At 40.0% G+C, this 11964-nt stretch carries 10 protein-coding genes; 7 read left to right on the top strand and 3 right to left on the bottom strand.

Annotated elements, in window-relative coordinates; translation table 11 throughout:
• The 3 genes from CSV60_RS15425 to CSV60_RS15415 form a co-directional block, all read left to right on the top strand.
• A partial coding sequence (locus CSV60_RS15425) for a conserved phage C-terminal domain-containing protein (protein ID WP_199175300.1) occupies positions 1–466 on the top strand: 466 nt, incomplete at its 5' end.
• Positions 463–1713 (top strand): replicative DNA helicase, encoded by a 1251-nt coding sequence (locus tag CSV60_RS15420; protein WP_099637590.1) that lies wholly within the window; start codon positions 463–465, stop codon positions 1711–1713. The genes CSV60_RS15425 and CSV60_RS15420, both read left to right, overlap by 4 nt.
• Before the next feature lie 41 nt (positions 1714–1754).
• Entirely contained in the window at positions 1755–2234 is a 480-nt protein-coding gene (locus CSV60_RS15415) for a hypothetical protein (RefSeq protein ID WP_099637589.1), read from the top strand.
• 192 nt (positions 2235–2426) lie between these two features.
• Here the strand turns inward: CSV60_RS15415 and CSV60_RS15410 are convergent, their stop codons facing one another.
• The 3 genes from CSV60_RS15410 to CSV60_RS15395 form a co-directional block, all read right to left on the bottom strand.
• On the bottom strand, positions 2427–3548 hold the full coding sequence (locus CSV60_RS15410; RefSeq protein ID WP_099637588.1) for a GerAB/ArcD/ProY family transporter: 1122 nt from the start codon (positions 3546–3548) through the stop codon (positions 2427–2429).
• A gap of 272 nt (positions 3549–3820) precedes the next feature.
• On the bottom strand, positions 3821–5011 hold the full coding sequence (locus tag CSV60_RS15400) for a Ger(x)C family spore germination protein (protein ID WP_099637586.1): 1191 nt from the start codon (positions 5009–5011) through the stop codon (positions 3821–3823).
• 3 nt (positions 5012–5014) lie between these two features.
• Positions 5015–6625 carry a spore germination protein gene (locus CSV60_RS15395; protein ID WP_099637585.1) on the bottom strand — a complete coding sequence of 537 codons (1611 nt, stop codon included), beginning with the start codon at positions 6623–6625 and terminating at the stop codon, positions 5015–5017.
• A gap of 546 nt (positions 6626–7171) precedes the next feature.
• On the opposite strand from CSV60_RS15395, the gene CSV60_RS15390 reads away from it, so the two are divergent.
• The 4 genes from CSV60_RS15390 to CSV60_RS15375 all read left to right on the top strand — a co-directional run bounded on the left by CSV60_RS15390 (position 7172) and on the right by CSV60_RS15375 (position 11724).
• A complete protein-coding gene (locus tag CSV60_RS15390) occupies positions 7172–8419 on the top strand; it encodes an S-layer homology domain-containing protein (protein ID WP_099637584.1) in 1248 nt (415 codons plus the stop codon).
• A 538-nt stretch (positions 8420–8957) separates the two neighbouring features.
• Complete coding sequence (locus CSV60_RS15800; RefSeq protein ID WP_143565353.1) at positions 8958–9083, top strand: S-layer homology domain-containing protein; 126 nt, start codon at positions 8958–8960, stop codon at positions 9081–9083.
• Positions 9084–9879: 796 nt separating this feature from the next.
• On the top strand, positions 9880–10731 hold the full coding sequence (locus CSV60_RS15380) for a DUF4352 domain-containing protein (RefSeq protein ID WP_099637582.1): 852 nt from the start codon (positions 9880–9882) through the stop codon (positions 10729–10731).
• Between the two features lie 342 nt (positions 10732–11073).
• On the top strand, positions 11074–11724 hold the full coding sequence (locus CSV60_RS15375) for a hypothetical protein (protein WP_099637581.1): 651 nt from the start codon (positions 11074–11076) through the stop codon (positions 11722–11724).
• Positions 11725–11964: the final 240 nt, after the last annotated feature.

Here is an 11964-nt window from a genome sequence, read left to right as displayed (position 1 = left end):
ACATGGGCAAGTCACTTGCTCAGAACCGCCACGTGCACCTGTCGAAGTTGAGCAAGTCCACGTGGCGGAATTGGGCAAGCCAATAACTAAAGAACTTAAAGAATCTTTAAAAATAAAGAATAAAGACCATGTCGAGATGAATCTCGACGTCGCACGTGTTGTCATTAATTATCTGAATGAGAAAACCGGAAAGCAATTCAAAGCCCAGTCTACAGCAACCAAGAAGCTCATCACTGGCAGAGTGAAAGAAGGTTATACACAAGAGGACTTCATGAAAGTCATCGATCTCAAAGTATCCGAGTGGATCAACCATACTGAATTCAGCCGCTTCTTGCGGCCATCGACGTTATTTAGCGCAACCAACTTCGAAAACTATGTCAATGAACTAGCTGCTGTACAGAAGCCGAAAAAGCGTATGCTCGCTCTGCCAGTGCTGGATTTCACTAAAGGAGATGAACACGTATGAATAGTGAACTAATGGAAAAAAGTCTTCTCGGTACAATGATGGAGGAAAATTATTTGGTTCTGGACAGCGGGATTCAAACCGCATTCTTTGAGACACAGCTGCACAAAAATATTTATCTTACTATGAAAGAATTAGCTAACAACGGACGCCCAATTGACTTCATCACATTGCTGACGACACGTGAGCCGGCAGAACTTGGTGGGGCCAATTACGTATCGGAACTACGTCGCTTTGCCAATCCCGAACGCTTTGACGAGTATGTAGACATCCTCATTTCCAAGTGGAAGAAACTTGAGACAGCGAGAATCCTACAGTCGGCACAGAACGAACAATGGGAGAACGGTGATATTGTCAAAGCGTTAGAAGAGGTAGATACCGATCATAGATCAGAGGAATTATTGTTACTTGACGATTATCTCGTGAGTCAGTACGAACGCCCATTCATCCAAGGACCGGACGTGACAGGAATTAGCACAGGCTTACGGCCGATGGATTATTTGTTGAACGGATTCCAAGACAGTGAATTCATTGTCATCGCCGCTAGACCTTCCATGGGAAAGACGGATACACTCAATCATCTAGCGCTAACTGCCGGATTAAACGATCATGTACCGATCGTCTTTTCTCTCGAAATGAGCCGTAACACGATGACCGACCGTCTGATCTCTACAGCGGGTGGATACAGTCGATTAAAGATGCGTGATCCATATAAACATTTTGATGACACACAAAAGAATACCTGGATGAAAGCACTCGATCATTTGCAAAGCGCTAAAATCCGTATCGACGACAGAAGCGGAATAAAAGTGAGTCAAATAAAAGCAACTGCTCGCAGAGTCATTAAAGCACAACCGGACAAGCGACCGATTATTTTCATTGATTACTTGCAAATCATCCGACCGGAAGAAAGAACGACTAACCAAAACCAGGCAATTGGCCAAATTAGCGCAGATTTAAAAGCGATGGCAAAAGAATTTAACTGCCCCGTTGTCGTCCTGTCTCAGCTTTCGAGAGCGGTCGAACAACGACAAGACAAACAACCGATGATGAGCGACCTACGAGACTCCGGCAATATTGAACAAGACGCCGATGTCGTGTGCTTCCTGTACAGAGACGATTACTACAATCAAGAATCGGAACTCCAAAATCATCTCGAAATTACGGTCGCCAAGCACCGTAACGGTCCAGTCGGTGGCTTCACTGTCTACTACAACAAAGACAACGGCCGACTCGCTTCAATGTCCTAAACCGTTCTACATATTTTGCATCAAAAAAGGAGAGTGTACGTATGATTACAGTTGAAGAATTATTTGATTACGCAGTAGATACCGACATGTCATTAACCGCCCACAGCATTTTCTGGGCGATCACGAATCATAAAATCCGAATGGACGAAGATTGCGCGAAACTAAAAGAGATCGAGTTCGACCAGGAAGCCATCCAGCAGTCGATGAAACAGAATACGTTACGCATTGGTGAAATCAAGCTCTTTGTGGTGAAAAGTGCACAACCAAATTGGTATGCATTTTACCTTGGCAAGAAAGAGGCAGACGCGTATCGATTACATAGCGAAACGTTTCGTGAGACCGGTGTGAAAGTTATGCACGCTGATCGGTTGATGCCGAATTTATTAACATTTGTGGAATCGGGAAGAGAAGAAAGTTTGTATGAGTATCGAAAGCGCATGGTGCAGTTTCCGGTGTATGTCGGGCATGTAGAAGCAGGGAAGCGGTTGGTGCATCGTGTGTCAGAAGCGAGAAAAAGGTAGATATGAACATCGTGGATATGGCGTGGATGAATGAAAAGCGATGGTAGTAAACGGTTCGGGAGTGGTTTAATGCGCCCATGGCAAGTGGTGTATGTTCTGTATTTCCCAAGAAATGTTGATCCAGCTATCTGCAAAGGAGAAGATGAGCTGGATCAGTACATAATGTATTGCCAAGGACTAAGTAAATTCAATTTAAGGGCTTTCAGGTTCAGGACTCTTTTTTAACGTATTCTTTCGAAAAGCATAGACGATAACTAGTAAAAGAGGCAAGAACAGTCCAATGAAGAGGGAAAAGTATACTTCAGTCGATTGTTGTATTTCTTTTTGGTAGACGACGTTCGGATAGATCACAAGGGAGACGATTACAGCAATCATTCCTAACGGCAAGGTCAAGGGGCGGTAGTCTTTCAAATGTAAAATTTGTGCGATCCCTAAAACGGTAGCGTAAAAATAAAGTACCGTCTTAAAATAGAGGGCGATGAACCAAAGGAAACCCATTAATCCTTCAATACGCTGTACAAAATCTCCAATATTGATTCGTTTGGCCAATTCATAGCCTGGGTAAACCTCTCTCGCGGTATCCTCAGCCCCTAATACGGAAATGCTCAAAAATGAAAGGATGATGATCATGATTCCGCCTATTAAATTTCCAATGAAAAAAGACTTTCTAGCTTGTTTCATTTTGTTCATAAGGGCGGGGAAAATCATTAATAACACAATCGCATTGAAAGAAGAAGAAGTGACAAAATATATACTGGATTGAACGAGCGTTATGGACCCTTCCGTAAATACGGGCTGTAAATTTTCAAATTTGATTTGAGGTGAAATACACACCACTAAAATGAAGAAAAGGACAAAGAAAAGGACAATGAAAATTTCTGCAGAACGAGCGATCGTTTCCAATCCGAGCCGGACTGCCATCACGATGATTCCCATCATGAGAATATTAAGGGCTACCATGGGAGTAGTGAGCAACATATTGGTTGTGATAAATGTCGCGGAATAATACAAAAGGCTAGACGTGTAAAGTGCTGCCATGGATACAAATAATACGGAAACCGCTTTCCCTATCCATTTACCAAAAATCTTTTCATTGATTTGAATATAGGTCAAGTGAGGGAACCAAAGGGCTATAGTCGTGAATAGCCATATGACCAATAAGCCGATTCCCGTACCAATTATTGCGGCAATCCATGCGTCTTGCTTCACTTCGGCAGCTAAAACGGATGGGACAATTAAAATGCCTGTACCTATTGTAAAGAAAATAACCAACACTAGAAATTGGTACGGATTAATTTTAACATTTTCTATCATTTTATGTCCTACCTTTCTCTCCGCGTGATTATTTACTATAGAAAAGGAGCGATTAGGTCAGTAAGCAGTGTAAACAAAAAAGTGAGTAAGTCCATTGGGGATGGAAGAGTTTTTCCGAATCCAAGTACCATGCCTAGCACTACTCCTATCGTAAGAAGAATGGAAAACACAAGCAATTCTTTTTTGTGTTTTTTATCCAAGAGAGAAGGTACTTCAAACCATGCAATGGCAGCTGCTATCAAAAGTATTCCTATACTTTTTAGCATGATGAGTTAGTCCTTTATCTTTTCTAAGAAGGAATTATTTACTGTACCGGTCTGAAGAATTTTTAGATCAATCTGTGTATTGACGGTTACTTCAGAAAACTTTTCATCCCAATGATCTTTCATCTTTTCCCACTCTTTCGGATTGGATCGAGAAATGGCTTCACCAAAGCCGAAAATATCTGAATGATATTGACTTTGTACTGTTTCTACTGTCCGATGAATAATTGCATCCAATTCTTTCTCATAAACTTTCTCTAACTCGTCAATGGTCTCGGGTTTCGTAAGGTCAATTGGACATTGAACTTCTCCTAAATCGCCTTCTGCTTGAATTTTAATATTCACCTCAGGTTCTCCTTTGTTGATAGCACCTGTGAATTTGGAATTGTAGTCGAGAATATTTAAAGTGATTTTCCCCTTCTTGGGACAAGAAATAGCTGTTACGGTTGATTTTACGGAGTTGGTGATGTCAGCGTATCCTCTGCTTTCCTCTTCATTTAACCAGCCGACAAGCCGATCTCCTTTAAAGACAGCTATATGATCATATTTTATTTCGGCGGTCGAAGTGATCGTTTCCACATTCTGTTTGCTTGAACCTATTTCTTTGTCTCCTATTACTTCAATTCCCGTTAAAACAGCTTCCTTCCCGTCAGTTACAAGATCTTTTATTAGCTCATCTAATATAATACCTTTTGTTCCCGCCCAGTTTCTTTCTGATACTTGAAGAGACTTATACATTTTAGTGGCTGGAATACTTTCTATTGGTGTATTCACATTCAATACTTCAGAAGCAGTAGTATTCTTCGCAACTACTACATAGAAGTCCGGTCGAAGCTCCCAATCCCTTGAAAGTAAATCTAATGATTCTGCTATTCCTTCTTTGGCTAGATCCTCACTGATGACCAGTATAAGAAGGTGTCCGGGATAAATTTTTCGAGGAGAATTCTTTGTCATTTTTCGAAAAGCCTCATATATCGATTCTCCACTTGCTTGAAAGAGTGTGACTGCTGAACGCCCCTGACTATTTGTTTTCATAGATACCTCTGAAGGTACGACCACTTGAGCGCTGACTAAGTATTTGCCTTCTGACTTGTCGATTCCCAATGCCATTGCGATGCCGAGCTCATTTAACTCTCTTCGATCCCAACAACCCGAGAGAAACAGGGTGAGAATCAAGAGTACCAATAGGCCTTTTTTCATTATTTACTCCCTCGTTTCCTCGTTTTTTGGTGGTAGCGGTTTTGCAGAAGCTGGATCTTGTTGCCTAACCACATTGGTTTGATTGATTAGGCGAGGCCTAGTAAACATTTTCCATATAGGTACAACAATCAACGTATCTTTTTGATCGGAAACATTAAATGGAGCGAATGGTGCCATATAAGGTATACCAAATGAACGTAAACTGCATAAGTGGAGAATCATAGCGACTAAACCTATCGCAAGGCCGTATAAACCAAACGATGCAGCCAACCCCATAAATACAAAACGTAGTATGCGTACCGAAATCGCCATGTTGTAAGTAGGTGAGACGAAACTAGATATGGCGGTTATGGAAACGACGATTACCATCGCGGCAGAAATAATGCCGGCTTCAACCGCTGCGGTCCCAATTACAAATGCGCCTACAATCGACATAGCTGTACCGATAGAGCGGGGCATTCGTATGCCTGCTTCCCTTAATATTTCAAAAGTGACTTCCATAATGATGGCTTCAACAAATGCTGGAAATGGCACACCTTCTCGTTGGGCTGTCAGGCTAATGAGCAATGCAGGTGGTAACATGACTTGATGAAAAGTCGTGATGGCAATAAATAATGCGGGTGCAAGCAACGCAATTACGAATGAGAAATAGCGAAGGAGTCGAATTAGACTCCCAATACCCGTATGCACGTAGTAATCTTCAGGAGATTGAAAAAATTGAACGAATAGTGCCGGAACAATCAGCACAAATGGTGTGCCATCTACTAAAATGGCTATACGTCCTTCAAGAAGTGCCGCGGCTACAATATCGGGTCGTTCTGTATTGAAAACAGTAGGAAAAGGGGAATACGTTGAATCTTCAATGAATCCCTCGATATTCCCACTTTCAAGAATTCCATCAATATCTATGCGATCCAATCGTAAACGGACTTCATTCACAATTTTGTCATTTGCAACACCGTGAATATACATGAGGGAAACATTCGTTTTCGTGCGTGTACCAATCACCTTTGACTCCATCCAAAGGTTCGGATCTTTAATTTTCCGACGAATTAATGCCGTATTCACACGCAGATTTTCGGAAAACCCTTCGCGTGGTCCTCTAATTACTGTCTGAGACGCAGGTTCTTCTATCCCACGCTCAACCCAGTGCTTATTACCGATCACCAGACCTTCAGAATATCCCTCGATCAATAAAATCGTATCGCCTGATAAAAGAGAAGTAAAAAGATCGTCAAAATTGGTTAGATCTTTAATCTCTCCAACCGTCATAGCAAAGTCTTTTAAGGCGGTTAAAATATTATGCCCTGGTGTCAACTTCTTTTCTAATCCGGTACCTTTTATATCTAACATCAATGATTCCATTATGAAATTTTGCAATGAAGGTGTATCGGTCAATCCATCAGTATAGAAAATACCCGCTTTCACCGATCCGCCTTGACCAATTCGGATTTCTCGAATGACAATATCCGAGCTTTCGCCCAAGCTATCTTTTACGAATTGTATATTGTCTTGAAGACTCGTCTTTAAATCGTTTGGTGAACTGGTTTCCTTCGTTTGGCTAGGGGAAGTGGATTGTTCTTTCGTATTAGTTTTCTTTTTAAAAAAGCCCATACACTACCTCTTTTACTGTTTGGTATGTTGAAAAGTTATGCATGATTTTTGATGATTCTTTGCTGTTTTATTCATCTTGTCCTTATTTTTCTTCTTTTATGCGAGTTGAGTGGTGTTTTTGAGTGGGATTGTGGAATGAAAGGGACTTTTTGTTGGGAGCGGGTGCGCGGGGGTGTCTACTGGTGACTTATATAATAGATACAATTTTTTAGGGTTCGACTAGTTTTCTAAATATACATTCTATTTGGATATTGAATTGATTCTAGTAACCCTGTACTATAGTACTATATAAAGGAGGAGATTGAATGATGTAACGCATTTTCAATTTGCTACCTCGATTTCTACTAGTACACTGTTGAGATGGAAGACTTGGTTACTAGAGATAGCACAAAAGGATAAAGATGAAGACTCTAGACCTCAACGAAATCATGAATTGAAGATTTTACAGCACCGAATTGACACTGTATGGATGTGAAATCAGTGCATCACAGTCACGAGCAAATTATCCGAAAGAGCATTTATTACTAACATACAAGGAGTGAAGACATGAGTAAATTACTACGAACCGTTCTGTATACTGCATTACTGTTCATCTTATCCATTACCTTCATGAACACAGGACAGGCATCCGCAAAAGAATTTACAGACGTGCCGAAGAAGCATCCGAACTACACAGCGATCCAAGAGATGGAGAAGAAAGGATTTATTAGCGGCTATCCGGACGGCAAATTCCGGCCGAATGAGCCAATTAGCCGAAAGCATGTAGCGGCATTGCTCGATCAGGCACTGAAGCTACCCAAAGCAAGTAAAAAGCTGATCTATAAAGATGTGCCACTGAGTCACCCGTACTATCAGCCCATCATGAATTTGACACAGGCGGGTATCGTAAGTGGGGGATTAAATCAGAAATTTAATCCGAATGCACCGGTAACAAGGATTCAGATGGCGAAAATTTTAGATTTGGCATTCCGTTTTCGTTTTAATGAGCGGCCTGGTGGCTTCCATGACTTATATCAAGATCATTGGGGCTTTGTGCATGGCAATGCACTGCTGGCGAATGGCGTAGCAAAAGGCGATCAAGATCATTTTTATCCGAACCGCCCGGTAACCCGTGCACATTACGCGGAGTTTTTGAGTCGTGCGTTAAAAGTGGGCGTCACACCTGTGGAAACAGGAACAGTGAGCAAAGAGCAAGTGCTGAATCTTTTACACCGCACACCGGCTGAAGTAGAAGGTGTCATGATCAGAGGAATGCTAGCGAAGAAAAAGTTCAGTGAAATTCGTTCTCAGCTACTACCTTATGCAACGGCAAGGTTCACAGACGTTCAAATGAAGCCCGATTATCCATATGTTTGTTTCGCATGCGATAACTCTTTCTTCCCGTACTATATGTCAGAGTTGTCGTTCCGCCTGCATTATTCACAGCCAAGCAAGGACACACTGGCTATTCACACGATTTTGCTGGATTCGGACGGACCGGTATCTGGCGGATTATTCGTGGATTATATGTTTAAAAAGGAAAGCGGTAAATGGAAAATACATGATTTGAAGTATACCCGGATTGGTAAGCGGAATTTTGAGCTAACGAAGGATGAAGCGGAGCAGATTTTGCGTTATGATTATTCTTATCAAAAACCTGTCTCCATTCAGTTCATCTCCCAGTCAGAGGCAAGAGATCGAGATGGAAAGAGCGGTGAAATGTATACGTACAAAAAATATCGATTCACTGTTCAGACAAATGACGGTCGCCATACAGTCGACGTGCGCTCAGACAGCGGTTATTACGAATATTGAGAATGATGGAAGTGCCAGCGGGATACCGACATTCTAAAGTTACAGGTACTAGATCCCGACACTTTTCAGCGTTGTGCCTAGACCCAATACTTTTATAAAAAACAAAGATCTAGATGAAAGCTGTTAATAGCCTTCATCTAGATTTTTTTATACATTTGAAGTGAGTTTGTTGTCCTATAACGCATTAGCGGCTGGTGAACGGGAAACATCTAAAATTGTTAAAGTGCTTGTATAAGAAACAAACATGAATGTTTAGCCAATCACGTTTATTAATATAATCTTGAAATTATTATGAAGGGACAAATTTCAAGCCGTTACACATTTCTTTAAAAAAACTGAAGTCTTTTCAGAATATTCATCTATACAAAAAAATGAAAAGAGGCGTTAAGTCACGAGAAAAATATACATGTCTTTGCTAACGATAGTACAGTCATTTTTACTGAATTCTTTTGCGTTTGTGGAAAGTTAATATCCGCCATATCCATACGATTCATCATTCTAAGACACTAAACACGGTCTGGGTGGTGGCAATGATATTATGTTTCTTTACAAGAATATTAATATCGACAGTTATCCAGACGGCACGTTTAAGCCGAATGAAGCCGTGACAAGGGGGGGAGGTGCCGGTAATGCTCCTGAAAGCGTTAAATATACCGTTGCTTGATTTGTGGTACCAGGCCTCGAAACTAAGAAAACGCCAAGCGTTTAGAACTTCACACTTCTCTAATGTAATTTTATCATTAGGCATGCAGTAGACACCTACTATTTAAAATATTTTAAACTTTTATCTACAAGTGTAAAACCTATTCCAAACAGAAGAGCACTGACCGAACCCAAGGCAACTACTATTCCGGTATCCCCAAATATCATAGTAGATAACAACAATTCGCTAACACCTATGATTATGAATAAGATTGCTATAACCTTCATTGAAATCTTGGCTTCCTCTCTATTAACGGTGTACTTCACACATGCTAAATCAAAGCTAGGTCATTTTTACTGTCAAATGCATAATAATGACGTTTATTATCAAATTGCAGATTTATTTAAAGAAAATTAGCATTAATTTGTTAACTAGTAGTAATAGACTAGTATAATAAGCCGATTCATGTAAAATGAAGATATAGAGTAGATAAGGATTTGAGTAGTACGATGGCAATATATATCTTGAAACTTTTTTCGCAATATGACGTCTGTACGTTGTCTACATGCAGAATATGCACACAGCAATATTTAAAGATAACACCTGTAATTCCTAAATACACAGTTTAAACAAAAGGTAGTGAATTAAATAGAATAATAAAAACAATTGTTGTACTGCGTTTATTCGTAGGATAGAGGCTTTAGACAATCGCGCGCATCTTTTGCGAAAAACTATGTTCAATCATGATTAATGAGAAGGTAGTGGTTCTTTTAGTATTGCTGATTAATAAATAACTTGAAATATGGAGGAGATATAAATGTTTAAGAAAAGATTCTATGTAGGAAGTGCTCTAGCGATCTTATTATTGGCTGGATGCGGAAATGACGAAGTGAAGGAAGAGAAGAGTGATACGGCACAATCAGGTGAAGAAAGCTCTGCGGAAGAAAAGGGAAAAATGTTGGCAGCCGAAGATTTTGATAAGATGTATTCCAATCCAAAGAATTACAAAAACTACGGAGTAAACTATATAGGAAAAGTGATGAATGTGCCTGAAAAAGATGACGATGGCATTTACTTGCAAGTATACGCAAAACCGGAAAATTATGAGCAAAATACCGTAGTATTCTATCCTGATGCGTCTCTCTCAGTATCCGATGAAGACTATGTGAAAATAACAGGCGTAGTAAGAGATCAATTCAAAGGCGAAAACATGATGGGAGCAGAGCTCACGATGCCGATGATTGAAGCAACTGAATTGGAAGTTATAAGCTATACAGACGCTATGGCGCCGACGTTGCGGACTATAGAAGTCAATGAAACAAAAGAACAGCACGGCTATGAAATGACGGTAGAAAAGATAGAGCTTTCAGAAAAGCAGACACGAATATTCTTCACGATTAAAAACAACTCAAGTGAGAAAATCAGTTTTTACAGCTTCAACTCTAAGTTAGTTGCTGGTGGAAAACAACTTGAAACCGAAGACGATTACGAATCTGACCTAAAAGAGCCACAAAGTGATATCCTGCCGGGAACTTCCACATCAGGAGTGGTATTATATCCTCCATTGGGCGAGGAAATAAGCGAAATTCAAGTTTATGCGGAAGGCTCTAGCGAAAATTACGAACACTCTATTGAGCCGTTTATGTTTGATGTCAATCTTCAGCCGTGAGAATTAAGAGAATGAAATGTGTTTTATTCTGTAAATAAACTTGGCCCTATGTTGGGTACCTAAGCGATAGACATACATGAAATTTTTATTTCAATCTTATTAATTTCTAAATATGAATAAAAAATAGTTGATGATTGCCGTTAGGTTTTTGCTCTTTATAGTTGCAAATGGAATTAGTGGGTGTCTTAGAAAAAATCTACAAGTTAGTCTGAATCGAAAAAAACATAGCAGGTTTTGAGATGTCCTTCCTAATTTGAGTTGGGTTATTAAAGAGAAGGTCACTGAAGTGAAGGTAAAGGCGTATAAATGGCACTAATGATTTTTAAACAGGGGTTGGGATAAATGAAAAAGAATGTAGCTACAGCAATGTTGCTAATGCTAGCTCTAATAGCTGGCTGTACATCAAGTGAAGAGAATGATAGCAAAAAAGTTAATCCAGAGCAAAGTGATAAAGGTACTAAGTCAGAACGGTCAGAAGAAACAAGTAGAGCAGTTGCGGTAGACAAAGGTTTGGTAGATGTAGAAGTAACTATTCCATCATCCTTCTTTCCAGACGATGATCTTAATGAGGTGGCAACAAAGGCGAAAGAAAGTGGCATGAAAAGTGCCACCGTGAATCCAGATGACACCATTACGTACAAAATGTCTAAAGCAAAGCACAAAGAATTAATGTCGAAGATGAAAAATAATTTAGTTGAATACACGGATGAATTGGTAAGTAATGACGACTTTTCTTCGATCAAAGATATTACTTACGACAAGAACTTTAAAGAATTTTCAATGGTTGTTGATCAGGAAGCAATTGAAAACAGTTTCGACGGATTCGCTGTTCTGGGTCTTGGTATGGCAGGTATGTTTTATCAACTGTTTGATGGAGTAAATTCTGAACAGCTTGATGTTACTATACATTCAGTGAATGAGGCTACAGGAGAAAGAATTGGTACAGTGAACTATCCGAAGGACTTGGAGGATTTGGGCGAGTCTGAAGAATAAAAAACAGTGTAAAGCATATATGCATAGAAATATCTTGAAAGCTTAATGTGCAAGTACTTTCTACAGAAGTTAAACAATTACATATTAATATACGAGGAGTGAAGTCTTGAAAACACTACTGCAAACTTTTCTGTGTACTACATTTCTTTTCATCATATCAATTGTGTTCATAAGCACAGGACAGGCATCCGCAAAAGAATTTACAGACGTGCCGAAGAAGCATCCGAACTACACAGCGAT

The organism is Sporosarcina sp. P7, from assembly GCF_002743425.1.
Lineage (GTDB): Bacteria > Bacillota > Bacilli > Bacillales_A > Planococcaceae > Sporosarcina.
This window is presented reverse-complemented; position numbering and strand designations above follow the sequence as displayed.

Bases quoted from the DNA above. Each gene is read 5' to 3' on its own strand.
- CSV60_RS15420 (WP_099637590.1), top strand. From the start codon at position 463: ATGAATAGTGAACTAATGGAAAAAAGTCTTCTCGGTACAATGATGGAG.
- CSV60_RS15415 (WP_099637589.1), top strand. From the start codon at position 1,755: ATGATTACAGTTGAAGAATTATTTGATTACGCAGTAGATACCGACATG.
- CSV60_RS15410 (WP_099637588.1), bottom strand. From the start codon at position 3,548: ATGATAGAAAATGTTAAAATTAATCCGTACCAATTTCTAGTGTTGGTT.
- CSV60_RS15400 (WP_099637586.1), bottom strand. From the start codon at position 5,011: ATGAAAAAAGGCCTATTGGTACTCTTGATTCTCACCCTGTTTCTCTCG.
- CSV60_RS15395 (WP_099637585.1), bottom strand. From the start codon at position 6,625: ATGGGCTTTTTTAAAAAGAAAACTAATACGAAAGAACAATCCACTTCC.
- CSV60_RS15390 (WP_099637584.1), top strand. From the start codon at position 7,172: ATGAGTAAATTACTACGAACCGTTCTGTATACTGCATTACTGTTCATC.
- CSV60_RS15800 (WP_143565353.1), top strand. From the start codon at position 8,958: ATGTTTCTTTACAAGAATATTAATATCGACAGTTATCCAGACGGCACG.
- CSV60_RS15380 (WP_099637582.1), top strand. From the start codon at position 9,880: ATGTTTAAGAAAAGATTCTATGTAGGAAGTGCTCTAGCGATCTTATTA.
- CSV60_RS15375 (WP_099637581.1), top strand. From the start codon at position 11,074: ATGAAAAAGAATGTAGCTACAGCAATGTTGCTAATGCTAGCTCTAATA.